We start from the raw sequence: 25,545 nt of genomic DNA, 5'->3' as shown, positions 1-25,545 counted from the left end.
GCCCTGCTCGGGCCGCAGCAGACCGATCAGCGACTTCAGGAAGACCGACTTACCGGTACCGGACGGACCGAGGAGAGCACTGACTTCACCCTTCGGCAGCGTCAACGACACATCTCTCCAGATCCGCTGCGAACCAAATGATTTGGTCAATCCCTCGACCGAGACCTCAACGCCCATCTGCTCCACCTTTCTGTGCGCCGGCACTCATACCGGTGTCAACTCTGTGATCAGCCATGTGCCGTTCGCCTGTTCGACGCGAACCCGTACCCGACTTCCGTCGAGTTTCGTGTCGGGTGCGTCGGTACTCGTCGTGCTCTGATTGATGAAGAGCAACAATTCCGCGCTGTCGATATCGGACTCGACAACTGCGGATTCGAGGACCGTCGCACTTGTGACAACCTGACGTTCACGGGCCGAGGGGACGATCACTGCCGACCCGACTTCCTGAAACTGACCGGCGAAATCCCCACCGAGGCTTGACTGTAACTCTGAAAAATGCTGCTCGACGGTATCGAAGTCGTACGACAGAAGCTCCGGAACCACCTCGACTGCGAAGGCCCGCCCCTCCGCCGCCGAGTCCGCACGCGCGTCCCCGTGTACATCGCCGCGGACGACGAACACCGCACCGATCGACGCGACGGTGGCGAGCCCACACAGCGCGGCGGTGAACAGTCGTCTCGCCCGCCTCGACGCCGGCCGCACTCGGACCATCACCCCACTCATGCGACGAACTCCACGTTCGAGACGAGCCAGCGACCGTCGATCTTGTCGAGCGTGATCTTCATTCGGTACACGCGAACCTCTCCGTCCGGAGCCTCGTTGTTCTTGACGGTCGACGTCACGGCCGCCAGCACAGTCGACTGCTCGTCGCTCGCGTCGACTATGCCGACCGACCTGACCTCACCGGTCGACTCGACTCCCCCATCTGACAACAGAGAACCGAATCCATCTGCAGCAGAAACGAATTGCTCCCGAAAATCGCCGGTTGTACCGTCGATGACCCGACCCAGATCGGCATCGGCGGTCTGGCTCCCGAGCGTGACCAAGTTGACGGCCATCGTCGACGCGACATCGAGAACATCTCGATTCCGCCTCTCGTCGTCGACTGTCGAACGCCAGGACAGCGAGGCCACGACACATACGACGATCGACACCAGCGCCACGACCGCGACGAGGATCGTCCCACCGACTCCGATCCACCGCGTGGACGCTCGCTCCTCGACCGCTGCCGTATCGACGGCAACATCGTTGTCGACAACATCGTTGTCGGCAACGGTATCGTCGCCGATGGCGTCCTCGGCCGTACCGCTCACGTCGTCGTCGGGTGTGCACTTGCTTTCGTCTATGCGAACAGTGCTTGCCATGTCGGGTCCTCCTGATCGTTGTTCACCGAGTCGATGTTGCCCAGCCGATACACCTCACCGTCCGGAGCCCTGAAGCGTCCCGTGAACGGGTCGTAGGGCACCGATGCAACGGCAGGGCCGGTCTGTGTGAACGACGCTGGTGTCGCTTCCGGGTCGGACCCGTCGGGTGCACCGGGCTCCGTCGCCGGGACATCGGCGGCCGGCGGCGATCCCGCGGACGGGATGTAGGGCGCTCCTGGCCTTGCCAACATCTGCGGCCACGTAGACGGAAGTCCTGCCGGGCATTCGGACAGTTCGCCGGTGCGTACCGAAGGATCGGTGGCGCAGGGAGCATTGCGTGCACCGCGAACAACGCGGGCGTCGTCCTGCGGCAGCTTGCAGTAGGAATCGGCCGCGGGTTCGGCGGGCGACAGGTCGCCTGGATCACGACGCGCAGTGTCGTACCCTTCGGTGCACGGCAGGGGGTTCGCCGTGTTACCGAGCTTGATATCGAGCGGCCCCTGGCCGTAAACCAAGTCATCGCCTTGGAAGCCTTGGTGCATATGGTTGATCGACGCAGAGACCGCCGGATACACCACGAGCAATTGGCGTATTCCAGGGATGTTCACGCGCGCGACCTCACCGACGGACTGGAGGTTGGCCAGAAGTACCGGAAGGGGCGATTCGAGGTCCGACAGCGTTCCGTTGACGGCATCGAAGAACGCCGGCCCCTGGTCCAGTACGGCTCGAATCTGCCCGTCGTCCATGGCCAGTTGCTGGGTGAACGAGCTGAGATTCGAGCTGAACGAGGAGATGTCGGCACCGGATTCGTTGATCTGGCCCAGGACCGGCTCGGCGTCGGCGATCAATCTCTCGGTGGGCCCGATGTTCGCCTGGGCCAAGGAGATCAAAGGCCGTGAGGAGTCGATCAGCGTGCCCAGCGACGGACCGAGTCCGTCGAATGCAGCGAAGGACTCGTCGACCGTCGTGCGCAGGTCGTCCTTCGGTAGTGAATCGAGCAGGGTGTGCACCTCCTCAACGACCTCCGAGGACGGAGTCGGAACAGACGTGCGGGACATGCCGATCGAATCGCCGTCGGAGAGGTAGGGCCCCTCGCTCGTCGCAGGCACCAGGTCGATGTACTGCTCGCCGATAGCGGAGATGCTCTTGACGATTGCCTCGGTGTCGGACGGGACATCGATTCCGGACTGCAGCTGCAACGTCGCGACGGCCTCGTCGAGGTTCACCTTCAGCTCGGTCACCACGCCGATGTCCACACCGCGGTATGTGACAAGCGAATTGACGTACAACCCACCCGCACTCTCCATCTCCGCTTGGACCGTGTAACGCCCGATTCCGGAGTACCGCTGAAGACCCATGTAGGAGAACACCGCATATCCGACAGCCAGCAGGCCTACGACACCGAACACCAACAGCTGGACACGTACCGTGCGTGTTCTCATCGCCTGCCTCCCTGAATTTGGCGAAGGATGTCGTCGACAGTCGGTACGACCGGTCCCGCGACCACCGGAACCATCGGTGACAGCAGCGGATCGGCCGCCTGTCGAGCAGGATTGAGGTTGATCAACTCGTCGACAGGGATACTCCCGAGGACCTTCCCACCGATGGTCTCCGCCGACACATCCAAGGTGAGGAACAGGTTCATGTAATCTCCTCGCAGCGCCTTGTCCGCCGTCATCACCGGGAACGGGATAGTGGTAGCGATCTTCAGTGCCTCGGGCACAGAATCCGCCGAGGCCGACAATTGCGCCAACGTGGGCTCGAGTGCAGCGATGTTCGCACTCAGATCGGCACGAGAATCCTCCAGTACCTGCGTCGCCGCAGTTCCGAAATCTCCGAGCCGAGTCAGCATCGTCGTGAGCTGAACTCGCTGTTTCTCGACGATGTCGAATGCAGGTCCGAGCGAATCGATTCCTGCCTCGAGGGTCGCGGACTGCCCTGCCAGGCTCCCACCCAGCCGATCCAGACCGTCGATGGCCGCGACGATGTCCGCCCGCTGGTCGTCGAGACCGGTGACGAATGTGGCCAGCGTGTTGGTCAAGGACCTGAGCGAAGTCTCCCTACCGCCGATCACACGATTGAGTTCGGTTGTGACCGTCTGGATCTGCTGCAATCCGGATCCGTTGAGCACCAAGGACAACGCTGACAGAACCTCCTCGGTGGAGGGGTACTGACTGGTTCGGGACAGCGGAATGACATCCCCGTCCGACAACCGGCCGTTCGGGGCTTCGTCGACCGGAGCTGTCAACTCCAGATACTGCGAACCCAATACGCTGGTTTGAGCGAGCTTCGCCGTGACGTTGGCTGGGAGCTCGACGTCACTGTTGATGTCGAGTGTCAGTATCGCAGTCCAGTTCTCACTCGCGATGCCGCCGATGTTTCCGACCACGACATTGTCCGCTTTCACCGGAGAGTTTCCGACGAGGTTCTGGATGTCCGCCAATTCGACCGTCACCTCGTACGTGTCTCCGCTGACACCGTTGCCCGGCAACGCGATCGAGTTGACGCCGTCGAAACGGCACCCGCTCACCATCGCGGCCACGACGGTCGCCGAGAACAGACTTGCAGCCACTCGGCTCGAACGACCGCGCTTCATCGCGTGCCCGCCTCGGTGCCAGCGCCGGCGAGTCCACGGCCGATGGAATCGGTGGCTTTCGTGCATTCGTCCGCCGGTGCATTCGCCGTCGTGAGAAGTGCACAGATCAACGAGCGAGGGTCGGGCGCGTCGGCGACTGCCAGCGCACCGGTGAGCGAGTCCGACTTCTCGTCGTAGATGTTGTAGAAGTTGGACATCGCAGTCGGTGCAGTGTGCAGAATCTGCGCGAGCGTGTCCTCCTTGTCGACCAGGAGGGTGGTCAAGGTATTCAGCTTGGAGACATCGTTGTTCAACAACTCACGATTGTCGTTGACGAACGACGTGACCTCCGCGAATGTCGTGGACATGCTCGACAGCGTCGCGTCGAGTTCGGTGCGATTGTCGTTCAGGAAACCGGACAGACCCGCAAGTTCGCTACTGAACCCGACGATCCGATCGTCGTTCGCGGCGAGAGCGGAAGTCACTGATTGCAAATTCTGCACGGTCGCGAACAGATCGGGGCTGCCTGAATCGAGCGTGTGGACGGCCTCGGAGAGCGTGACCAGTGAATCGTGCAACGTCTGGCCGTTTCCTGCCAGGGTGTCCGCGGTCGTGCTGACGAAATCTGTCAGAGCACCGTCGGGATTCTCGGGAGTCCGTCCGACGTCGCGAGCGAGCGTCACGACCTGTTTCTTGATCTCGTCGAACTCGACCGGGGAGGCAGTCCTCTCCAGCTCGATGATGTCGCCGTCTTCCAGCGTCGGCCCACCTGAATACACCGGTGCCAGTTGGACGTAACGACCTGTGACAAGCGTCGGCGCAACGATGACGGCGCCCGCATCCACCGGGACCGGATTGTCGTTGTCGTATGACATGTCGACACGTACGCGATCGCCTTCGGGCGTGATCTCGTCGATCGAACCGACCTCGACCCCGAGAATCATCACACGGTCACCCACATACAAGCCGGCCGTGTTGGTGAAGTATGCAGACACGTGGTTGGTACCGACACGCTGTGCAACAGCACCGGTCGTCAGTACGACGACAGCCGCCAGAGCCGCAGCGACAACCAGTAGATACGGGCGCGGCCGGGGAAGGGACAATCCAACCCGCTTCATCGTGGACCTCCGAGGCTGCCGGGGAGTTGACCGGCAAGATTGGCGGGAAGAATGTTGTGGAGCAGAACGCCGAAGAACGGTCCACTTCCGACTACGTCGTTGATCTGTGTCGCATAGCGCTGCAATCCGGTCAAAGAAGCGTCGATGTTCGCGGAGTTGTCGTTCAATGTCTGTACGAGTTGGTCGAGTTGCGCCAGCGTCGGTCCGAGCGTGCCTCGATTCTCCTGCGCCAGAGCAGTCAATTCGTCTGCGATGGCGCGGGATCGAACAAGAATCCGATGGATGTTCGACGATCTCTCGTTGAGCATCGCGAACAGTCCGCGGCCTTGGTCGACCAGTGTCGCGACCTGCTGATTTCGGTCGTTCAGCACACCCGATACGTTTGCGGCGCGGTCGAGCATCTCGCGGAGTTCTGCGTCACGACTGGCAACAGTGTCCGAAAGCCTTCCGAGGCCGGACAATTGAGTCTGCAGGTCGGACGGAAGAGCCTCCTCGACGGCCGAGACCTGCTCGAGTGCGCCCGACAGGTCGACGGTATCGGTCTTCGATACCGTATCGGTCACTTCCTCCAGCGATCGTGTGATGTCGTACCCCGACGAGGTGTTCTCGACGGGGATCGTGCCGCCCCGTTCCAGATCGTCGGGCGACGTCCCCGCCGTGAGCTCGACGAATCGGTGCCCGAGGACCGTCTCGACCTTGATCGCGGCCGTGGTGTCGGCCGTGAGACGCACAGCACCGGGGTCTGCATCGAATCCGACCGACACAGTTCCGTCGTCGAGCTGGATCGAACGGACTTCGCCGACCACGACCCCTGCGACCTGAACCTCGGCACCCTCGCTCAACCCGGACGCATCGGAAAACTCTGCCTGGTAAATGTCCGTTCCACGCAGGAACGGGATCGATTCGTAGGTGAAGCCGACGACGAGAGCGAGTACGAGCACAACTGTGCCGATAATTCCGAGTCGGACCTCGTTCGTCCTCTCAGGACCAGTGGAACTCATCTACTTACACCTTTCTGCGGGCGCAGTGAACATCGGCGAGACATCACCGGGTCCACTCCCGTACTTGACTGCCAGCCCGCAGACGAAGAAGTTCACGAAATTTCCGTAACCCGAGGCCCGGCCGGTCAACCTGTAGGTCTCGGGCAGCTTGGACAGGACGAGGTCGAGCGTGTCCGTCTGCGCGTTGAGCCTGCTCGCGAGAACACCGAGCGATTCGATCTCGGGACGCAGGCGTGGTCGGTTGTCGGTCAACACGTCCGAGAAAGCCGCGGTGAGGTCGTCGATCTTGACCAGCGAGCCCGCGATGGTCTCCGAATCGCCGTTGAGCCCGCCCGCAACATCGGTCAAGCGATCGACCAACAACTTCAGAGTGTCGCCCCGGCCGTCCACCGCCGCGAGGGTCGTGTTGAAATTCGTTATCACACTGCCGATTGCCGCATCGCGATCGGCCAAGGTATTCGTCAGCGAACCCAATTCGCTGACCAGGTTCCCGATGGCGGACTCCTGACCGTTCAGAACCTCCACCAGCGAGCTGGACAGCCTGTTGGTCTGGTCTGGATCGAGCCCTTGCAGCAGCGGCCGGAATCCATTGACGACCTGATCGAGATCCAACGCCGGGGTGGTCCGGTCGAGAGGGATGGGTTCGGTGAGCGGACTCGGATCCGGTCGTCCCCGAGCCAAATCGAGGTAGCGATCACCGATCAAGTTCTTGTACTTGACCGAAGCCTCGGTGCCCGCACCGAGGACGTGGTCGGTATCGACGTCGAACGACACCAATGCTGTTCCGTCGGAGAGCAATTCAACATCGGAGACCTTGCCGCTGGGCACGCCTCCGATTCGGACGTCCTCACCGTTGCCCAATCCCGATGCATTGCTGAACACCGCCTGATACGAATGGGTGCTTCCGAATCGGAGGTTCCCGACGACTGCTGCCACTCCCAGTCCGGTCACCGACGTGATCACCACGAATGCGACCAACTTGATTCCGGCACTTCTGCTGCTCATCGACCGCCTCCAGGCATGAACTGCGCGAACGGGTTACCGATCAGATCGGCGAACGTTCTCGCTTCCGAGTAGGCATGACTACCGTCGTCGAAGTCCGTGTGCGGTTGCGGTGCAGTCCAGTCGTAGCACTTGGCCGGACCGTCGGCGGCGACGATCGGTAGATCCTCGGGTGCGGTGTAGGGCGGGTCACCCATCAACAACGTCCCGAGAATGTTCAGACCCGGGTTGGCGCTGCCCCCGACTGTCCGTTCGAGGTACTTGTTGGTTTGCGCAAGGCTATCGAACAAACACGGGAAGGAAGGTGCGCGCTCGGCCAACAAACCGGTCGTCGGTGCGAGAGTCTTCACCGATTGGAGCAGCGGGTTTCCGGCGGCGTCGAAGAACGCCTCGCCGCGGTTCCCGAACTCGGTGAAGCTCAACAGGAATGCCGACAATTCAGATTCCTTCTCGGTGAGGGTGTTACCGGTGGTGGTCAGGTTGCCCACGGTGTTCAACAGTTCGGGAGACGCTTGCGCGAGTATGTCGGCACTCTGCGCACCGGCTGTGAGATCGCGCTGCAGTACCGGCAGACTTCCGTTGAATCGCCCGAGGTAAGCGTCGAGTTCGACGAGCATGTCGCCCAGATCCCCGCCGCGACCGTCGAGCGAGGTGGCGAGCGCGTTCAGTGAGGCGTTGACCTTCTGCGGTTCCACAGCGCGCAGCACTTCGACCAACGAGGCCAGCAGATCGTTGACCTCGGTGGGCACCGACTGCGACTCGAGCACAGTTCCGGTCGAGATAGACCGCACGGATCTCGACTCGGGCGCGGTCAGCGAAATGAACTTGCGCCCGAACAGAGTGGTGGGATCGATTGTTGCAACCACATTCTCGGGAATCGTCCGTGCGTACTCCGAGCTCAGATCGACTGAGACAACGGCACGTCCGCCTTCGACGGAAACCTCGTCGACCCGCCCCACTACGACATCACGCATCTTCACGTCCGAACCGGGCTCGAGCATGAGACCCACCCTCGAGGACCACACCGTTACGCGCACAGTCGAATCCAGCGCACCTCGATACAGCGCAATCGACAGCGCGGTTGCACCGATCAGGATCAGCACTCCAGCCAGACCGAGCATCACATCGACGTTGCGCGACTGTTCTCTTCGAGCGGCACTCATCAGCCCGACACCCGCACTGCCCCGGATGTCCCGCCGTACACGGCGATTCCTATCAGGAGATCGATCGCCATGATGGCGATCAAAGACGTTCGGACGGCTCGGCCGACCGCCACACCTACCCCTGCGGGACCGCCGGCGGCGTTGTAACCGTGGTAGCAGTGCACGCACATCACCACGACGGCCATCGTCAGCACTTTCACTGCTGACCACACAACGTCACTCGGTACGAGGAACACATTGAAGTAGTGATCGAAGGTGCCGCCCGCCTCCCCGACCATGTACACGGTGACCAGACGCGTTGCCGCGTACCCGACGAACAACGCAACGCAGTAGAGCGGGATGACAGCTATTATGCCGGCGGCGACTCGGGTGGCAACCAAGTACGGAAGAGACGGAATCGACATGGTCTCGAGCGCATCGATCTCCTCGCTGACGCGCATCGCGCCCAGTTGGGCCGTGAAGCCTGCACCGACGGTCGCAGTCAAGGCGATACCGGCGATCACCGGGAGTGCTTCACGGGTGTTGAAGAAGGCAGAGATGAACCCCGACAGCGCGCCCAGGCCGATGTGCCCGAGCGACGTCGAACCCTGTTGCCCCACTTCGTATCCGACGGCAGTGGTCAACATCGTGACGACAACCAACGTGCCACCGATGACGGCGAGTGCGCCCGAACCCATACTGACCTCGGCGAGCAGGCGGACCGTTTCGGACCTGTAGCGCTGCACCGTTCGAGGAATTGCGGCGATGGTGCGACCGTAGAACGACAGTTGTCGTCCCATGTTCTCGAGTTCACGGATCGGTGCGCCGGCCGCCCTTGCCAGCACGGTACCCGGCCCGTCCGTGCGAGTTCCTGCAGTTGTCGCCACTGTTTTCCTGTTCGTCGTGGGGATGGTGGGTGAGGTCTCGGTCAGTGAAGCGCAATGGTGGTGATGACCGAGTTCGCGAGGAAGAGAAGAAGGAAACTGAAGACGACCGTCTGGTTGACGGCATCTCCGACACCCTTGGGCCCACCCCGAACACCGAGCCCCAAATGACAGGCCACCAAACCGGCCAGCATTCCGAATACAGCCGCTTTGATCTCGCTGATCATGAAATCGGGTACGCCGGTGAGAATGGAGATCGAAGTGAGATACTGCCCCGGCGATGCGCCCTGCATGTACACCGTTGCGATGTATCCGCCCACCAAGCCCACTGCAGACACCAAGCCGTTGAGAAAGACGGCAATCACGATCGAAGCCAATACCCTTGGCACACAGAGCCGGTGGATCGGGTCTATGCCGAGCACCTTCATCGCATCTATTTCTTCACGAATGGTCCGCGACCCCAGATCGGCGCAGATTGCGGTCGATCCGGCACCGGCGACCACGAGAACCGTTACCACCGGTCCGATTTCACGAATTATTGCGACGCCTGCACCTGCCCCCGACAGATCGACGGCGCCGATTTCTGCCAACAGAATGTTGATCTGATACACGAACATCATGCAGAAAGGAATCGCCATGAGTAGAGCAGGCATGATCGACACGCTTGCGATGAACCATGCCTGCTCCAAGAATTCGCGCACATGGAACGGCCGCCGAAACATTCCCCTGAGTGTGGCGATGGACGTGGCGTAGAAGCCACCCACGGCCCGAGGGGCAACCGCAAGGTTGGCTTGCCACCGAGGCTGTTTCGCGGTCGTCACCACCTTGGGCTCGACCGGGGCGACAGCAGGCATAGTCATAGAGCTATCCAGGCCTTTCGGACTCGACTCGAAGCGGACGTTCCGGCACACGACTCACAGGATTCGAGGAAGAAAATCCGATCGAATCCGCTCTGGCCAGACGCTTGCAGGACCGCCCGAAGGGGGGCCGTCCGTGTTGCACGATGCAATAGAACCACCCACCGAAGAGGGCTACAGCCCCCCTTGGGACTGTCTTAGTACCTCTTTGGGGGCATGGCGTGCGTCACACTTCAGAGTGTTGATTCACGTCACTCGAGTCTTTCGGGGGTCCACCTGGTTGGCTACGTTCTGCACTGTGCGTGCTGGTCAGGCGGAACCAGAATCATCGCCCATTCTTCGTATCCGCCACACGCGTGTTCGCATCATCACTCGGATCGACGAAGATGTCGTACGAGATCGGTGGCACCCTCACCGTATCGGGCAAGGTCGGTCTTGCCTGCGCGAGCCAGGACGTCGACGTCGATCGAGGTCCGACCGCTCAGCTCCCCCTTGGTCTCGAGCAAGATCTCGATTGCAGCATCCGCCATGACTTCCGGTGAACGTGAGTGCAGAACTCCGTCCTTGCCGCCGAGAAGATTCTCCACGGCAGCGGCAGCGGTAGCGATGGTGCTTCGGGGCCACAGGCAGTTGCTCGACAGCTGAGCATCCTTATACTCCGCCGCGAAACCCAGTGCAGCAAGGGTCATTTCGTATTCGTCGAGCATGTATCCCGGATGCTTGCCCAGCCACTCCCGAGTCTTGGCCAACAACACGATATTGCCGCCTCGGCTGCCAACGGCCGGCGCGACGGCGAGGCCGATTCCCCGGCTGCCGCCGGACATCACCAGAGTCCGGCCTCGAAACTCGAATTCGTCATATTCGATCAGTTCCGCTCTGCAACAGCAGAATCGACCGACGCGAAATTCGGACGGCGCCTGTTCAGGAATGCGTCGACGCCCTCGCGTCCTTCGGCACCGCCCGCCGCCCATCCGATCGACGCGGCCTCGGCGTCCAGGTGGTTCGAGAAGGACGCATTCACGCCCTCGTCGACGAGCATCGTCGTTGCACGAATCGCGGCACGGGGGCCACTACTGATCCCACCGGCCAATTCCCGGACCAGATCCCGCGCCCTGCCGTCGTCGACGATGCGGCTGACTGCGCCGAGGCGATGAGCCTCGTCGGCGTCCATGGATCTCTGGGTCAGAAACAGATCGAGGGCAACCGCCCGGCCTACTGCGCGGGGCAGCGCCCAGGACAGGCCACCGTCCGGGGTGAGTCCGACCGCACCGTATGCGGTTCGAAATTTGGTCGATGTCTCCGCGACGCAGATGTCGCCGAACATCGCGAGGCTCATCCCGGCTCCCGCGGCCCAGCCCTGCACACCGACGACGATCGGCACATGCAGAGCGCGGATCGCGCGGATCGATCGATGCAGCCGATCCGCCAGTTCGGACACGTACTCACCTGGATCCGCGGCTGCCGAAAAGGCGGAGAGGTCGCCGCCCAAACAGAAGTTCTTGCCCTCGGCCGTCAGCGCGATACATGTGGTGTTCGGATCGATCGAACCGACAGCGTCCCAGAGCTCGTCCGTGAAATCGAAGTCGATGGTGTTCCCGCCACCTGCGTTCACGAGCTCGATCTCGGTCACCGTTCCCAGCGGACCTCGATCGGGATTGATACGGACGCGATTGGTCATCGTCGAGTTCTACTTTCTACGGTTCGGCCCCGTGCCGAAGATCAGCGGTGGCAGGGCGCGGGACGGACCGAGCGGCCGACGAAGGCCCTGTGTAGTCGAGGAAACCACTGCACACTCCACCGGCCCAGTCCCCTTTCGGGCCGTCTTACTAGCCCCAAAGAGTCATATCGCCCACCACAGGTCGGCGAACGCAGTCGCGACTCGGAATTATGACGACGCCTCGTTCGTTGAACCCCACGTATCGACCGATAAAGAGCTAGGAGAGCAACGATGTCTGCAGCCACCGAAACCGCCATCCTCGCCGGAGGATGCTTCTGGGGAGCCGAAGAGCTCGTCCGCAAGCTCCCGGGAGTGATCTCGACCCGCGTCGGCTACACCGGCGGCGAGGTCCCCAACGCGACGTACCGCAACCACGGTAATCATGCCGAGGGCCTCGAGGTCGTCTACGACCCCACCCAGACGACGTACCGCGATCTGCTGGAGTTCTTCTTCCAGATCCACGACCCCACCACCAAGAACCGTCAGGGCAACGACATCGGAGCCAGCTACCGCTCGGCGATCTTCTACCTCGACGACGAGCAGAAGCGCGTCGCCGAGGACACCATCGCCGACGTCGACGCGTCGGGTCTGTGGCCGGGCAAGGTCGTCACCGAGGTGACCCCGGCAGGAGATTTCTGGGAGGCAGAGCCCGAGCACCAGGACTACCTGCAGAAGTACCCCGAGGGATACACCTGCCACTGGGTGCGTCCGGAGTGGAAGCTGCCGCGTCGGGCAACCGCCTAGGAGCGGCGGCGCCGCACGTGAGTGGAACTTCGACCCCTGCTACGAAGTTCCACTCACATTGGTTGGCGTACCACCAGCCGAGGCCAAATCCCTTCCCTCCGGTCGACGTTCCATAGGTCGAACTACCGCGCACAGCGGAGCCGAACTTGCGACACTGATCCGGTGACCTCCGACAGAACCCCTCGGTCGATGGCCGACGTCCTTCGTTCGCCGCGTTTCTGGCTCGCGCCCATTCTGGTGGTATCGGCACTGATGTCGTTTCTCGCCGCGCTGTACCTGGGCGGCGTGCTCGATCCCAGGGGCAATCTCCACGACCTCCCCATCGCGATCGTCAACCAGGACGAGGGCGACACCCTCGCAGGCGAGCAGCGCAACATCGGCAACGACATCGTCGAGGGTCTGCTGCAGAACGTCGATTCGGAGAAGGTCGATTTCCGGGAAGTCGGTCCGGCGCAGGCACAATCACTGCTGTCGACGGCCGAGGCCTACGGTTCCATCGTCATCCCGAGCGATTTCACCAAGAGGATGGGAATCCTCGCTCAGGCGAGCGTGATTCCCGGGGACGTCGAGAAGCCGATCATCACGGTCTACACCAACCCACGTGCCGGCAGTTTCGGGATGTCGCTCGTGACCGGAGTGGCGACACCGGCATTCGAGTCGGTCAATCAGACTGTGGGACAGCAGATCACCGAGCAAGTGCGCCAGCAGCTCGGCGAAACTCAGCTCGCCGGCGCGAGCGCTCTCACCCTTGCGCAACCGATCGACGTGATCGTCGCTCAATACGATCCGCTACCCGACGGCACCGGCGGAGGCCTGTCTGCGTTCTACTACGCACTCTTGCTCGTCCTCGCCGGCTTCACCGGTGCGACCATCGTCAGCGCACTCGTCGACGGCCTGCTCGGATTCACACCGACAGAGATCGGCCCCAAGTACATCCATCGCGGACCGACCCTGATCAACCGCTTCCAGACGCTGCTCGTGAAGTGGCTCGTGATGATCGTCCTCGCCATGCTGGTGTCTGCCCTCTATCTGCTGATCAGCCATCTGCTCGATATGCCGATCACCCACGCCTGGACCCTCTGGTTGTACGGCGCGTTCGCGATCACCGCGGTGGGCATCACGGCACTGGCGGTGATGTCCGCGTTCGGTACGGCAGGCTTGCTGATCAATCTGATCGTGTTCATCATCCTGGCGTTGCCGTCGTCGGGCGGCACCATCCCCCTCGAAGCCAGCCCGCGGATCTTCACCTGGCTCGCGCAGTTCGAGCCGATGCACCAGATCTTCCTCGGCACCCGCTCGATCCTGTACTTCAATGCCTCACTCGACGCGGGGCTGCTGCACTCGGTGGGCATGACGTCTCTCGGACTGCTCATCGGGCTCGTGTTCGGCGTGGTGTTCACCCGCATCTACGACGGCAAAGGCCTCGACCGAAGCCTCGATTCATCGGGTGCTCACAGCTGACGCCAGTACACTCGATCCAATGCTTGCTGTGAATCCAGCCGGGAGCGTGGCACCCCGACGTGCCTTCCACGCTTACCTCGACGTCGCCATCGTCGTCCTCGTACTCGTGGGCACCAACCTCATCGCGCACTTCACCACGGTGTGGGCCAGTATCGCGACGGTCCCGATCGCCGCTGTTCTGCTGGTCGTCCTCGCGAACCGTCGCGGTCTGGGCTGGGCCGAACTGGGACTGTCGCCGAAGCAGTGGAAGACCGGATCGCTGTACGCGCTCGGAGCCGTCGGAGTCGTCCTGACCGTCGTCGCGATCGGCGCGTTGCTTCCACTCACTCGGCCCTTCTTCATGGCCGACAGGTACGCAACCGTCTCCGCCGCCATCGTCGCATCGATGATCGTCATCCCCCTCCAGACCGTCATCCCGGAAGAGCTCGCGTTCCGCGGGGTGCTGCACGGCACGCTGGGTCGCATCTACGGAGCTCGGGGTGTGTTCGCTGCAGGGTCTCTGCTGTTCGGTCTGTGGCACATCGCATCCTCGCTGGGACTGACGGCGGGCAACGTGGGGCTGAGCGGATTCCTCGGCGGCGGACTGTTCGGGCAGATCGTCGGTATCGCGCTGGCCGTCGTGGCGACCGCGGCGGCGGGTGTGGTGTTCACGTGGCTGCGCAGCCGTAGCGGAAGTTTGATCGCGCCCATCGCCCTGCACTGGTCGTTGAACGGACTCGGCGCACTCGCCGCAGCTCTCGTCTGGCATGCGTCGGTGAGCTGAACGGCATGAAGGACGAGCTGCACCAGTACCTGCGCATCGCGCGCGAGAACATGCTGTGGAAGCTCGACGGCCTCACCGAGTACCAGAAACGACGGCCGATGACGCCGACCGGGACCAATCTACTGGGCTTGGTGAAGCACCTGGCGATTGTCGAATACGGATACTTCGGTCTCACCTTCGGTCGCGAGTTTCCAGCTCGTTTCGCGGAATTGGAAGCAGAGGGCATGGCCCGGCCGAATTCCGACATGTGGGCAACCGCCGAAGAATCGTCGGAATCCATTGTCGCCCTCTACCGGAATGCCTGGGAACACGCCGACGAAACCATCGCGGCCAACGACCTCGACTCCATCGGACGCGTCCTGCACTGGCCAGTCGAGAAGCAGCAAGTCACGTTGCACCGAGTTCTGGTTCAGATGATTGCCGAGACCAACCGCCATGCCGGGCATGCGGACATCGTGCGCGAGCTCATCGACGATTCCGTTGGACTGCGCCTCGGCAACGAAAACATGGCCGACGGCGACGCAGCATGGTGGGCCGCATATCGAGCCGAGCTGGAAACAGTTGCCAGAGAAGCTGATTGACCGCATCGCCTGACGTCAGGTTCCACAAACGCCTATCACACGCCACCGACAGGTACTGGATCGCGAATAGTTCTGTAGGGCAATAGTTTTCGATTTCACTATGGTTGCCAGTCGAATGCTTGTTCGATACACTTGCTCCCATGACCACGGAGATCTGGCAACTGAGCGAGAACGAACTCCTCGCCGACGCCGCCGCGGTCTCCCACCAGATCCAGTTGTTGGAGGCCCGGCGGATCGCTCTCGTCGCCGAAATCGACACCCGCGTGAGCCGGGATAAACTCGGCTTCCCCGGACCCGCCGGCTGGCTGACCTCCACCACCCTTCTCTCGCCGTCCAAAGCCACCAAGATCGTCGCCCTCGCCCGCGGCATGGCTGCATTTCCCGACATCGCCGACGCCGTGAACACCGGTGTCATGTCCGTCGACCACGCCGCCCTGATCCTCACCTTCGCCGAAACACCACCGGAGAACCTGCCGAAAGAGGGTCGCGATGCCGCACGTAGAGCTCTGATCAAGGCTGCGACCGGGCCCGACGCGCGCACCGGCCGGATCCGTGCAGCGATCACCAGACTCGAAGACAGCTTCGGCACCAAGAAACCACCCGCCGAAAACACCGACCGCAACGAACTCTTCGCCTCTACAACCCTGAACGGGCGCCTGGTACTCAAAGGAGACTTCGATGCGATCACCGGCGAGAAACTGCTCACTGCGCTCTCACCGTTGACCGAACCCCACCCCGCAGCCGACGGCACCCAAGACCAGCGCAGCCCCGCCAAGCGCAGAGCCGACGCCTTCGGACACATCCTCGACCAATACCTCGCCTCGAGTGATCGGCCCATCGAAGGCGGTGAACGCCCGCACGTCAACCTGCACATCCGGTTGCAAGACCTCACCGACCTTCAGGGTGGGGTTCACGACATCACCGACGACGAAACCTCACGCGCAGCAACAGAATCCGACACCGACGCCGACGCTCCGGTGGACATCAACACCGGAAACCCCGTCACCCCTGACACCGCAACCGAGCTGGGCCGCGAAAACGGCAGCGAAGGCTGTGCAGCGGATCGTGGCGCGTATCGCGACTTGTTCGGCGACGGCACTTCGGTCGGGTGGCTGCCGTGGATGGGACCGCTGTCCCGCAATACTTCCCGTCAGTTGGCGTGTGATTGTGTCCTCACTGCCATCGTGATGGACGAGAACGGCAACCCGTTGAACCTCGCCCGCACCGCCCGCACCGTCACCGCCAAACAACGCACAGCCCTCACCGCCCGCGATCACGGGTGCGCGTTCCCCGGCTGCGGAAAACCTGCCGCCTGGACCGAAGGCCACCACATCTGGCACTGGGGCGACGGCGGCCCCACCGACATGAACAACCTCGTCCTACTCTGCGGCTTCCACCACCGCCTCATCCACCACTCCGATTGGGAAGTGTTCATCGGCACCGACAACCACCCCTGGTTCGTACCACCGGCAACCGTCGATCCCTACCGACAACCGAGACCATCCCACGCCCGCGCAGGCCCCCACATCGCCTGAGCCCCAGGAAAGACTCCAGCCCCGCACCGAAACAACGGTGCGGGGCTGGAAGAGGTCGGTTCAGGAACCAGAGGGAGCGACAGATGGTGCGGGAGGAGTAGCTCCATCGGCCGGGGCCGGGGGTGCAGGCGCAGTCGCACCGTCTCCCTCAGCACCCGGAGTCGGTGGTGCGGGAGGAGTAGCACCATCGGCCGGAGCGGGCGGCGTCGCACCGTCCGTCGGCGGAGCGGGCGGCGTCGCACCGTCCTCCGGTGCGCACAGGGCACCCGGCCCACCCTTGCCCGGACCCGGTCCACCTTCTGCCGGTCCACCCTTGCCCGGACCACCCGCGGGCGGAGCAGGGGGAGTTCCGCCATCACCCGGCGCAGGCGGAGTCGCACCGTCGGCCGGGGCCGGAGCCGTCGATCCGTCACCGGAATCCGGGGCTGCCGGCACCGCTGGGACATCCGAACCGCCACCACCGTCGGTCCGCTGTCCGAGCGCGGACGACGACGCCACCGTGGACACTTCCGGCGACGCATCGGGCCCGGTGGCCGCGAATACTGCCGATGCAACCAACGCACCGACTGCGAGTCCCGCTGCCGCCGTCGCCACCATCGGCACCCGTCCCTTCCAGCGCTTCGGCTTGTTCTCCCGAGCCGTGTCGGCACCGACACTCGGGGCGGGCTCGGGGTTCGATGCGGCGGGGATCGGCTGGGTCTGATCGTTCACGTTCACTCCTCGTTCGGACTGTCTCGTTCGTTTCGGTCTGTCACCGACCCTGCCGCCGTTAGCTGAAGTCACCCTGAAGCCGGGCGCATCTTCAGGATCACTTCAGCTGGTGAGTGACAATCGAGGAATGACATACAGTTCCGCTCCCCGGGTGATGGTGGTGGAGGACTCGCTGCCCATCCGAGAAGCGCTGGTGGCCGCATTCGAGGACGCGGGATTCACCGCCGCGTCCTTGCCCGACGGCGACGACTTCGAGACCACGATGGCCGGCTTCCGCCCCGATGTCGTGATTCTCGACATCATGCTGCCGGGCGCCAGGGACGGGTTCGCGTTGATCGACATCGTCCGCCAGAGCAGCGATGCAGGAATCATCATGGTCACCGCGAAGGACCGGCTGGAGGACCGCCTACGCGGTCTGAGCGACGGCGCAGACGACTACGTCGTCAAACCTTTTCAGCTGGACGAGGTGGTCGCGCGAGCGAGATCGGTGCTGCGTAGACGCGGCAGATCGTCGGACGCAATCCAAGTGGGCGATCTACTCGTGGACGAATCCGCAGGGGTCGTCACCCGCGCCGGCCACGTCCTCGACCTGACGGCGACCGAGCTCCGATTGGCAACCTTCCTCGTCGCGCAGCGGGGTCGCACGGTCTCGAAAACGTCCATCCTGGAATCGGTCTGGGGTTACGGCGCGTACGACGGCAATCTCGTGGAAGTGCACATCAGCGCCTTGCGTCGCAAGATGGAAGCGCACGGTCCGCGGTTGATTCACACTGTCCGTGGCCTCGGTTACGCTCTGCGGGCCCCGCAGTGAACCGCACGCCCACGCCCTCGTTGCGCACCCGTGTGGTCGCCACCGTCGTCGTCTTGTTCGCGGTGCTGCTCCTTGTGGTCGGTGCATCGGTGGATGTCGTTCTGGGCCAGCAGCTTCGACGCGATCTCGATGCTCGCTTGAGCGATCGTGCCGACCGAGCGGTCGAACTGGTCGACAGCGGGGTCAGTGCGCAGGACTTGGTGCAGGCTCTGCAGGGCGACGCCATCCGAGTTCGGATCACCACCGCCGACGGAACGGTCTACGGTGTGCCCGGTGGCGAGCCTCCCGCGCAGGGCGATCGGCCCGCGGCACCCAACCCTCCGTCCGGCCCGTCGAATGCGCCCACTCCCCCGGGACCACCCAATCCACCTGCCCCACGGTCGGATTCGCTGGAGATCACGAAACCCCTGCCCGACGGTTCGACGCTGTCACTGCTCGGCGACACCACCGCGATCGCCGATGTTCGCCAACAATTGCGCATTCTCATGGTGGTCGCCGGTGCCGTCACTCTGCTGCTGGCCGCTGCCGCGCTGATCTACGCGGTGAGGCGCGCATTGTCTCCGCTGGACTCGATGACGACGGTCGCACGCCGAATCACCAACGGCGACAGGGGTCGACGGTTGCTTCCATCCAAACCGAACACCGACCTGGGACGCACAGCATCGGCCGTCGACGAGATGCTCGACGCCCTCGAGGACGCCGAGCGCAAGGAGGCTGCCGCAGCGCAGGCGGCGCGTCGAGCAGAGGAGGACATGCGCCGGTTCCTGGCCGACGCGGCACACGAACTGCGGACGCCGGTAGCCGGGATCTCGGCGCTGGCTCAGTCGTTGCAGCGCGACGCCGAACACCGCCCCGATCGGGTCGGTAGGTGGAGCGAGCTGTTGGTCGGCGAATCCGCCAGGGCGTCGCGACTGGTGGGCGACATGCTCGATTCCGTTCGGGCAGAGAACACTTCGGAGCTGGAGCTGACCGACGCAGACCTCACCGACGTGGTTCGACGCACCGTCGAGCGCTCGGCACTGCTGTCCCCGCAGGTCCGGTTCGAGGTGGACGGATCGCAACCGGTGCCGGTCAGGGTGGACGTGGGTCGCGTCGAGCAGATTCTCTCGAACGTCCTCGACAACGCCGCTCGCTTCACGCCGCCCGGCGGTAGCGTCCGGGTGACGACGGGCACCGATTCGCAGGCGTTCGTCACCGTCGACGACGACGGCCCCGGGGTCGACGAGGCGGACCGTGAGCGCATCTTCGAGCGGCTCGTTCGACTGAATTCCGCGCGCGACCGTTCTTCCGGCGGCGTCGGGCTGGGATTGTCGATCGCACGCACGCTGGCGCGCGCTCACGGCGGCGAACTCGTCTGTGCCGCAGGGCCTACAGGCGCACGATTCCGACTGACACTTCCTAGCCTTACGGGTCGTTCCGCGGGCTCCACTCCGGCAAACCACCGATAGTTATTCGACGATCAGGTCCATCAGCAGACTGTCGTGCCAGCCCTCCGGGCCCTTCTCGTACTTGCGCATGATTCCGACGGGCTCGAAACCGACTGCGCTGTAACAGGCTATGGCGACCGCGTTGTCAGCAGCGGGGTCGATCACCAATCGATGATGCCCCAGTTCGACTGTCAGGTATCGCACCAGCGTGCCGACCGCGTCCTTTCCGACGCCGCGGCCGTGCACTGCCGGGTCCAGGAAGACGTCGATCGACGCATGCCGGTACATCGGATCGGTCTCTTCGCCGTACTGGATCAATCCCACTGTTGCGCCGTTCAATTCGACGACCAGTCGATTCTCGTCGGTGCTGTCGAACGGCCAGTTCTCGTCGGCATCCTCGTCGCCCCACCGCGCATACACCTCGGGGGTGCGCAGTATTCGGCTTAGCTCCGGCACATCCTCGGCGGTGACGGGTCGCAACACGACCCGTTCACCGCGGAGGTTCATCGCGGAGCTCTACTCGGCCCGCTTGGCGGCACGGGCCGCGAGGTCCTGGGCGTCGAGCGTGTCCGCTTCTTCGAGGGTCGGTGCGCTGCCGCCCAATCGTGCCGGAACCCAGTACGCCCCCGGCTCGTGGTGGTAGTTCTCCTGCAGTTCCAGCAGCATCTTCTGCATCACTGTGCGCAGCTTCTCGGTCAGCTCGTTCGGCGGACCGACCGGCGGCAGCGGCTCGCCGACGGCGATCGAGATGGGAGTGTTGGTGCGGCCCAATCGCTTCGGGTGTCCCTTGGTCCACACGCGCTGCGCACCCCAGATGACCGTCGGGATGATCGGCACGCCTGCCTCGATGGCCATGCGCGCTGCGCCGGACTTGAATTCCTTGATCTCGAAGCTGCGGCTGATGGTCGCCTCCGGATACACGCCCACGAGCTCGCCGTTGCGCAGGCTCTCCACGGCCGACTTGTACGACTGAGCGCCTGCCCCGCGATCAACGGGGATGTGCCGTAGCGCGCGCATGATCGGGCCGGAGATCTTGTTGTCGAAGACTTCCTTCTTCGCCATGAACCGGATGTAGCGCTTCACCCGTCGCGGCGGTAGCCCCGCGTAGGTGAAGTCCATGTATCCGGTGTGGTTGACGGCGATGACGGCTCCGCCGGTGGCAGGGATGTGTTCCTCGCCCTCGACGTCGAATTTCAGGCCCTCGAACGCGAACACTGCACGAGCGATGCCGATGACTGATCGGTAGACGGGTTCCACAGTCCGTTAGCGTAGTCGGTGGACGATGCCGGAGAAAAGGTCCGGGAGATGACAGGTCCGGTCGAAAGCAACGGGGGAGAAACGAAGTGAAGAACAGTGCGGCACCACCGCGGCGGACCCGGGTCGTCCGAACCGCGCTGCCGCTGATCGCTACGCTCGCCCTGGTCGGAGCCTGCGATTCCGCAGTCGGACTGCCGTCCGAGCAGTCCGGGGCGACGAGCAACACCACCGAGGCCACGACGTCGACTCCGACCACGGCCGCACCGACCACCACCACGCCTCCACCGATCCCGCCCGGCCCACCCGTCGGCGAGGTTCCCGGAAATCCCGACGCCGCGATGGCGCTGCGGCCGTTCGTGGGCGACCTCATCGGAGGCGGAATCGGTGTCGTCACGGCGCGGTGCTGGACGGTTCCGCCCACCGAGATCCCGACGATGTACGTCGACGCCGAGGCCATCCTCACTGCCGTTGCCGCCCCCGGCGTCGACGGCCAGTACGCCGTCACGTGGACCGGGCCCACCGCGACGGTCAGCATCAAGCGGAGCGAGATCGCGTCCGGCTACGCGTGCCCCACCGTCTATCCCACCGGCACCGCCCCCGTGTTCGACGCGGCAGACGCCGTCTACAGCGTCGATCGCTACCTGGGACGTCTCGCCGGGATTCCCGTGAACCCCAGCGATGTGGAAGAAACTTATCCACTCGTGTGCGACGGCCGTCAGACCTGGGATGCCCTCGGCACCGGCGTTCCCACTGCCCCGCCGCTGGTGCAGAATCCGAACATCCTGACAGGCATCACCTCGTTCGATCCCGACAGCGTGTTCGTCACCGGGCAGAACGGCATCTACACCCAGGTCAATGCAGACATCATCGACGCGTCCGGGGCGTACCAGAACCGTACGTTCGTGCTGGCCGTCGGCGGCGAGGGTTACTGCATCGGCGACATCGCCTGAGTAACCGGCCCGGTTACTTCAGTACGTCGGTCCCGACGAACGGCACAAGGGCTTGCGGGACGCGGACGGTGCCGTCGGCCTGCTGGTGGTTTTCGAGGATCGCGACGATCCAGCGGGTGGTGGCGAGGGTGCCGTTGAGCGTCGCCGCGGTCTGGGGCTTGCCGTTCTCGTCGCGGTAACGCACGCCGAGGCGGCGGGCCTGGAACGTGGTGCAGTTCGAGGTCGAGGTCAGCTCCCGGTAGGCCTGCTGGGTGGGAACCCATGCCTCGCAGTCGAATTTGCGAGCGGCCGAGGAGCCGAGGTCGCCGCCTGCGGTGTCGATGACGCGGTAGGGCAACTCGACCGCGGCGAGCATCTCCTTTTCGTACTCGAGCAGCTTCAGGTGTTCGGCCGCTGCATCCTCGGGCTTGATGTAGGAGAACATCTCGATCTTGTCGAATTGATGGACTCGGATGATGCCGCGGGTGTCCTTGCCGTAGCTGCCCGCTTCGCGGCGGAAGCACGACGACCATCCGGCGTACCGCTTCGGGCCGTCGGCGAGGTCGATGATCTCTCCCGAGTGATAGCCCGCGAGAGCAACTTCGGAGGTTCCGACGAGGTAGAGGTCGTCGGCTTCGAGGCGATAGATCTCGTCTGCGTGTGCGCCGAGGAACCCGGTTCCCGACATGATCTCCGGCCGCACCAGCACCGGCGGGATCATCATCGTGAAGCCGTTCTTGACGGCCTTCTGCGCGGCGAGCTGCAGCAGACCCTGCTGGAGCAGCGCGCCGTAACCGGTCATGAAGTAGAAGCGCGAGCCCGAGACCTTGGCACCGCGTTCCATGTCGATCAGGTTCAGCGACTCGCCGAGTTCGAGGTGATCCTTGGGCTCGAAATCGAACTCCGGGATCTGCCCGACGGTCTCGAGAAGAACGAAGTCGTCCTCGCCGCCTGCGGGCGTGCCGTCCTGGACGATGTTGGAAATCGCGCGATGGGCCGCGTCGAGGGCTGCGTCGGCCTCGGCCTCGGCGGCCTGGGCGGCCTTGACCTTCGCGGCGAGTTCCGATGCGCCGGCGAGTAGCGCGGGGCGGTCCTCGGCGGAGGCCTTACCGACCTGCTTTCCCAGCGCCTTCTGCTCGGCACGCAGCTGATCGCCGGCCAGAACCGCGGCCCGGCGGGATGCGTCGGCATCCAGAAGTGCGTCGACGAGAGCGGGGTCCTCGCCTCGGGTGCGCTGCGAGGCGCGCACTGCGTCGGGATTCTCGCGGAGGAATTTCAGGTCGATCACGAGAACGAACCTTACTTGCCGAGCAACCCCAGGTAGTCCTCGCGTCCGAACATCGTGGCGGCGTCGATCGCCGACGGGTGGCCGCCGTGTGGATCGGCTCCACCGTCGACAAGCGCGTGCACCACCTCGTCCTCACCTTTGAAGACTGCGCCCGCGAGCGGGGTCTGCCCTTTGTCGTTGGGCTTGTTCACATCGGCACCGCGCTCGACCAGCACACGCACCGCGTCGGCGTGACCGTGATAGGCGGCGAGCATGACCAGTGTGTCGCCTGATTCGTTGTGCAGATTCACCGGAACACCCGCGTCGACATAACTCGCCAGAGCGGCCGCGTCACCGGTGCGGGCCATCGCGAACAGTCGGCCTGCGAGTTCGCTGAGGTCGTCGTCACCCGTTGGGTCGCTCATGAGGACCGAACATACTCGGGCATGATGGTGGGCGATGTCCGGATACGAAACAGACTCCCCGACGAGCGAGAAGTCTCGGCGAACACTGTCTGCAACCACAGCTCGACGTGGGCTCGCCATGGTTGCGGTCGGTGCGGTGCTGGCCGCGGGAGCGACGGTTTTCCTGTCCGACGGGTTCTCGGCACCCGAGAAGATCACGACCCATGCAACGGCCAGTGGGCCTGCGACCGATGGGCCCGTCTCGGCGTCCTCCTTCGGCGCTGCCGCCCCGGGGACATGCCTGCAGTGGACGCCCACCGACGATCCGGAGACGGACCGACAGGATCTCGCCGAAGTGTCGTGCGCCGATCCCCACCGCTTCGAGGTGGCTCGCGACATCGACATGAGCGTCTATCCCGGCGTCGAGTTCGGCCCGGGCTCGCAGTATCCCGGCTCCATCCGGTTCAGTGAACTGCGCGACGAACACTGCGAGGCCGCCGTCGACGACTACGTCGGTGCCAAGTTCGATCCCAACGGACGCTTCGGCGTCGGGCTGATGTTCCCCAGTCAGGCCGGCTGGGCAAAGGGCGAGCGGACCCTGCGATGTGGAGTGCAGATGCCGTCGAACACCGGCGCACTCGAGGAGATGACCGGCTCGATCCTCGACCAGGACCAGTCCAAGGTGTGGCCGACCGGCACATGCATCGGCATCAACCAGAACGTGCCTGCCGATCCGGTGGATTGCTCGGCTCCGCACGCGTTCGAGGTGGCGTCGGTGATCAACTTGACGCAGCAGTTCCCCGGCGGCCACCCTGCAGAGGGCGATCAGGACGCGTATCTGGAAGGCACCTGCACCGACGCCGTCAACGGCTATCTCGGCTCGGACACCGCACTGCGAGACAAGACGCTCACCCTCTTCTGGGACACCATCGACGTCGCGAGCTGGCTCGCCGGTAGTCGCCAGGTGACGTGCTCGGTGGGTAAGGAACTCGATTCCGGCGGCTTCGCGACCATCGTCGGTACCGCCAAGGGCGACATCCTCATCAACGGTGAAGCTCCCGTCCCGCCGCCCTCCGCACCCGACGGCCGCGCACTGCCGACACCGCTGCCCGGTGCCGCACCGATCACCACCGGAGGGTGACATTCCCACGCACATGACCCGCGTCGACTTCGAAGAAGCGGTGTCCGACGCTCTCGACACCCTGCCGCGTGAGCTCACCGACTTCATGGACAACGTGGTCGTTCTCGTCGACGAGGAACACCCGACCGAGGACATCCTCGGGCTGTACGAGGGCATCGCGCTGACCGAACGCTACGAATACAGCGGGCACCTACCTGACGTCATCACCATCTACCGCAAACCGATCCTCGAGATGGTCGACGACGAGACCGAGGCGCGACGGGAAATTGCAATCACCGTCGCCCACGAAATCGGACATCACTTCGGCATCGACGACGAGCGTCTGCATCAACTCGGATTCGGCTGACAGCACTCGCTCATCGGCCACCCGCTCACTCCGACCACACACCCCCGGACGTGTGAATGGACCATTGCACACGTCTCGGCGGTGCAATGGTCCATTCACGCGGCGCTGTGGTTACGCCGCAACAGCCTCACGGCGGACAGAGCGCACTGCGCGATCGGTGAGGAACGCGAACGCCAATCCCAGCGCCAGCCACAGGGTGGCTTGGGTCGCCAGTGACGACAGGCGGAATTCCCAGAGCAGGGTTGCCGGGAAGTCCGCGCCGACCTCGTCGACAGTGGGCAACAGTGCATAACCGGTGCCGACCACAGCCAGGAACGCCGCCGTCGGCGCACCGACACGCATCGCCACCGAATTCTGCGACGCCACGATCTTCGCCACGTAGATCCCGACCGCGACGGCCAACAGACCGAGAATCACCGTCGCCAACCACAGCCAGGTGCGCTGGGTGATGGTCTCGGGATCTCCGACGGCCGGCGGGTTCGCCGGGTACTTGAAGAACGGGACTGCT

29 protein-coding genes are annotated in these 25,545 nt (G+C 63.8%); 10 read left to right on the top strand and 19 right to left on the bottom strand.

The window, feature by feature from the left end; translation table 11 throughout:
* From CH295_RS10445 to CH295_RS10385, 13 genes are all read right to left on the bottom strand, one after another.
* A partial coding sequence (locus CH295_RS10445; protein ID WP_141216996.1) for an ATP-binding cassette domain-containing protein occupies window positions 1–177 on the bottom strand: 177 nt, incomplete at its 3' end.
* 27 nt (window positions 178–204) lie between these two features.
* The gene (locus CH295_RS10440; protein WP_141216995.1) at window positions 205–723 is read right to left on the bottom strand and encodes a hypothetical protein; all 519 of its coding nucleotides are present in this window, start codon (window positions 721–723) and stop codon (window positions 205–207) included.
* The gene (locus CH295_RS10435) at window positions 720–1,364 is read right to left on the bottom strand and encodes an Rv1363c family protein (protein WP_094633436.1); all 645 of its coding nucleotides are present in this window, start codon (window positions 1,362–1,364) and stop codon (window positions 720–722) included. The genes CH295_RS10440 and CH295_RS10435 overlap by 4 nt, the downstream gene beginning before the upstream one ends.
* A complete protein-coding gene (locus CH295_RS10430; RefSeq protein WP_094740635.1) occupies window positions 1,343–2,806 on the bottom strand; it encodes an MCE family protein in 1,464 nt (487 codons plus the stop codon). Before CH295_RS10430 ends, CH295_RS10435 begins: the two co-directional genes overlap by 22 nt.
* On the bottom strand, window positions 2,803–3,960 hold the full coding sequence (locus tag CH295_RS10425; protein WP_094633438.1) for an MCE family protein: 1,158 nt from the start codon (window positions 3,958–3,960) through the stop codon (window positions 2,803–2,805). The genes CH295_RS10430 and CH295_RS10425 overlap by 4 nt, the downstream gene beginning before the upstream one ends.
* On the bottom strand, window positions 3,957–5,057 hold the full coding sequence (locus CH295_RS10420) for an MCE family protein (RefSeq protein ID WP_094633439.1): 1,101 nt from the start codon (window positions 5,055–5,057) through the stop codon (window positions 3,957–3,959). The genes CH295_RS10425 and CH295_RS10420 overlap by 4 nt, the downstream gene beginning before the upstream one ends.
* Window positions 5,054–6,058 (bottom strand): MCE family protein, encoded by a 1,005-nt coding sequence (locus tag CH295_RS10415; RefSeq protein WP_094633440.1) that lies wholly within the window; start codon window positions 6,056–6,058, stop codon window positions 5,054–5,056. The genes CH295_RS10420 and CH295_RS10415 overlap by 4 nt, the downstream gene beginning before the upstream one ends.
* Entirely contained in the window at window positions 6,059–7,063 is a 1,005-nt protein-coding gene (locus CH295_RS10410) for an MCE family protein (protein WP_094633441.1), read from the bottom strand. It lies immediately after the preceding gene.
* Window positions 7,060–8,223, bottom strand: a complete 1,164-nt coding sequence (locus CH295_RS10405) for an MCE family protein (protein WP_094633442.1) — start codon at window positions 8,221–8,223, stop codon at window positions 7,060–7,062. The genes CH295_RS10410 and CH295_RS10405 overlap by 4 nt, the downstream gene beginning before the upstream one ends.
* Window positions 8,223–9,002 carry an MlaE family ABC transporter permease gene (locus tag CH295_RS10400; protein WP_037188699.1) on the bottom strand — a complete coding sequence of 260 codons (780 nt, stop codon included), beginning with the start codon at window positions 9,000–9,002 and terminating at the stop codon, window positions 8,223–8,225. The genes CH295_RS10405 and CH295_RS10400 overlap by 1 nt, the downstream gene beginning before the upstream one ends.
* Window positions 9,003–9,130: 128 nt before the next feature.
* Window positions 9,131–9,808, bottom strand: coding sequence for an MlaE family ABC transporter permease (locus CH295_RS10395; protein WP_230596178.1), 678 nt, complete (start codon window positions 9,806–9,808; stop codon window positions 9,131–9,133).
* Between the two features lie 503 nt (window positions 9,809–10,311).
* Window positions 10,312–10,767, bottom strand: coding sequence for a Rossmann-fold NAD(P)-binding domain-containing protein (locus CH295_RS10390; protein ID WP_502694482.1), 456 nt, complete (start codon window positions 10,765–10,767; stop codon window positions 10,312–10,314).
* Between the two features lie 41 nt (window positions 10,768–10,808).
* Window positions 10,809–11,621 carry an enoyl-CoA hydratase/isomerase family protein gene (locus CH295_RS10385; protein ID WP_037187137.1) on the bottom strand — a complete coding sequence of 271 codons (813 nt, stop codon included), beginning with the start codon at window positions 11,619–11,621 and terminating at the stop codon, window positions 10,809–10,811.
* Window positions 11,622–11,891: 270 nt separating this feature from the next.
* Between CH295_RS10385 and msrA the strand changes: the two genes are divergently transcribed.
* The 5 genes from msrA (at window position 11,892) to CH295_RS10360 (ending at window position 16,744) form a co-directional block, all read left to right on the top strand.
* Window positions 11,892–12,404: a peptide-methionine (S)-S-oxide reductase MsrA gene (gene msrA, locus CH295_RS10380; protein WP_037187136.1), complete on the top strand. Its 513-nt coding sequence runs from the start codon at window positions 11,892–11,894 to the stop codon at window positions 12,402–12,404.
* A gap of 189 nt (window positions 12,405–12,593) precedes the next feature.
* On the top strand, window positions 12,594–13,865 hold the full coding sequence (locus tag CH295_RS10375; RefSeq protein ID WP_037187133.1) for a YhgE/Pip domain-containing protein: 1,272 nt from the start codon (window positions 12,594–12,596) through the stop codon (window positions 13,863–13,865).
* 19 nt (window positions 13,866–13,884) lie between these two features.
* Window positions 13,885–14,628 carry a CPBP family intramembrane glutamic endopeptidase gene (locus tag CH295_RS10370; RefSeq protein ID WP_037187130.1) on the top strand — a complete coding sequence of 248 codons (744 nt, stop codon included), beginning with the start codon at window positions 13,885–13,887 and terminating at the stop codon, window positions 14,626–14,628.
* Between the two features lie 5 nt (window positions 14,629–14,633).
* On the top strand, window positions 14,634–15,209 hold the full coding sequence (locus CH295_RS10365; RefSeq protein WP_094740634.1) for a DinB family protein: 576 nt from the start codon (window positions 14,634–14,636) through the stop codon (window positions 15,207–15,209).
* Between the two features lie 140 nt (window positions 15,210–15,349).
* The gene (locus tag CH295_RS10360; protein WP_094740633.1) at window positions 15,350–16,744 is read left to right on the top strand and encodes an HNH endonuclease signature motif containing protein; all 1,395 of its coding nucleotides are present in this window, start codon (window positions 15,350–15,352) and stop codon (window positions 16,742–16,744) included.
* Window positions 16,745–16,804: 60 nt separating this feature from the next.
* Here the strand turns inward: CH295_RS10360 and CH295_RS10355 are convergent, their stop codons facing one another.
* Window positions 16,805–17,455 (bottom strand): hypothetical protein, encoded by a 651-nt coding sequence (locus CH295_RS10355; protein ID WP_141216994.1) that lies wholly within the window; start codon window positions 17,453–17,455, stop codon window positions 16,805–16,807.
* Between the two features lie 127 nt (window positions 17,456–17,582).
* Between CH295_RS10355 and CH295_RS10350 the strand changes: the two genes are divergently transcribed.
* Window positions 17,583–18,266: a response regulator transcription factor gene (locus CH295_RS10350; RefSeq protein ID WP_170945855.1), complete on the top strand. Its 684-nt coding sequence runs from the start codon at window positions 17,583–17,585 to the stop codon at window positions 18,264–18,266.
* On the top strand, window positions 18,263–19,714 hold the full coding sequence (locus CH295_RS10345; RefSeq protein ID WP_094633451.1) for a sensor histidine kinase: 1,452 nt from the start codon (window positions 18,263–18,265) through the stop codon (window positions 19,712–19,714). The genes CH295_RS10350 and CH295_RS10345 overlap by 4 nt, the downstream gene beginning before the upstream one ends.
* Here the strand turns inward: CH295_RS10345 and CH295_RS10340 are convergent, their stop codons facing one another.
* Window positions 19,715–20,200 (bottom strand): GNAT family N-acetyltransferase, encoded by a 486-nt coding sequence (locus CH295_RS10340; RefSeq protein WP_094740630.1) that lies wholly within the window; start codon window positions 20,198–20,200, stop codon window positions 19,715–19,717.
* Window positions 20,201–20,209: 9 nt separating this feature from the next.
* The gene (locus CH295_RS10335; RefSeq protein WP_037186544.1) at window positions 20,210–20,950 is read right to left on the bottom strand and encodes a lysophospholipid acyltransferase family protein; all 741 of its coding nucleotides are present in this window, start codon (window positions 20,948–20,950) and stop codon (window positions 20,210–20,212) included.
* Between the two features lie 86 nt (window positions 20,951–21,036).
* Here CH295_RS10335 and CH295_RS10330 point away from each other — a divergent pair, with 86 nt between their 5' ends.
* On the top strand, window positions 21,037–21,900 hold the full coding sequence (locus tag CH295_RS10330) for a hypothetical protein (RefSeq protein ID WP_094740629.1): 864 nt from the start codon (window positions 21,037–21,039) through the stop codon (window positions 21,898–21,900).
* Window positions 21,901–21,913: 13 nt separating this feature from the next.
* On the opposite strand, the gene serS is transcribed toward CH295_RS10330, so the two are convergent.
* Both serS and CH295_RS10320 read right to left on the bottom strand, forming a co-directional pair.
* On the bottom strand, window positions 21,914–23,167 hold the full coding sequence (gene serS / locus CH295_RS10325) for a serine--tRNA ligase (RefSeq protein ID WP_094740628.1): 1,254 nt from the start codon (window positions 23,165–23,167) through the stop codon (window positions 21,914–21,916).
* An 11-nt stretch (window positions 23,168–23,178) separates the two neighbouring features.
* A complete protein-coding gene (locus CH295_RS10320; protein ID WP_037186560.1) occupies window positions 23,179–23,571 on the bottom strand; it encodes an ankyrin repeat domain-containing protein in 393 nt (130 codons plus the stop codon).
* 34 nt (window positions 23,572–23,605) lie between these two features.
* On the opposite strand from CH295_RS10320, the gene CH295_RS10315 reads away from it, so the two are divergent.
* Together CH295_RS10315 and CH295_RS10310 are read left to right on the top strand one after the other, a co-directional pair.
* The gene (locus CH295_RS10315; protein ID WP_094633455.1) at window positions 23,606–24,691 is read left to right on the top strand and encodes a septum formation family protein; all 1,086 of its coding nucleotides are present in this window, start codon (window positions 23,606–23,608) and stop codon (window positions 24,689–24,691) included.
* Between the two features lie 13 nt (window positions 24,692–24,704).
* Window positions 24,705–25,037 carry a metallopeptidase family protein gene (locus CH295_RS10310; RefSeq protein ID WP_094740627.1) on the top strand — a complete coding sequence of 111 codons (333 nt, stop codon included), beginning with the start codon at window positions 24,705–24,707 and terminating at the stop codon, window positions 25,035–25,037.
* A gap of 111 nt (window positions 25,038–25,148) precedes the next feature.
* On the opposite strand, the gene CH295_RS10305 is transcribed toward CH295_RS10310, so the two are convergent.
* The coding region (locus CH295_RS10305; RefSeq protein WP_141216993.1) for a CbtA family protein at window positions 25,149–25,545 on the bottom strand (397 nt) is incomplete at its 5' end.

This window comes from Rhodococcus sp. 14-2483-1-2 (assembly GCF_002259405.1).
In the GTDB taxonomy this organism is placed as follows: Bacteria; Actinomycetota; Actinomycetes; order Mycobacteriales; family Mycobacteriaceae; genus Rhodococcoides.
Note: the sequence above shows the minus strand (reverse complement) of the source record. Positions and strands in the feature narration are given on the sequence as shown.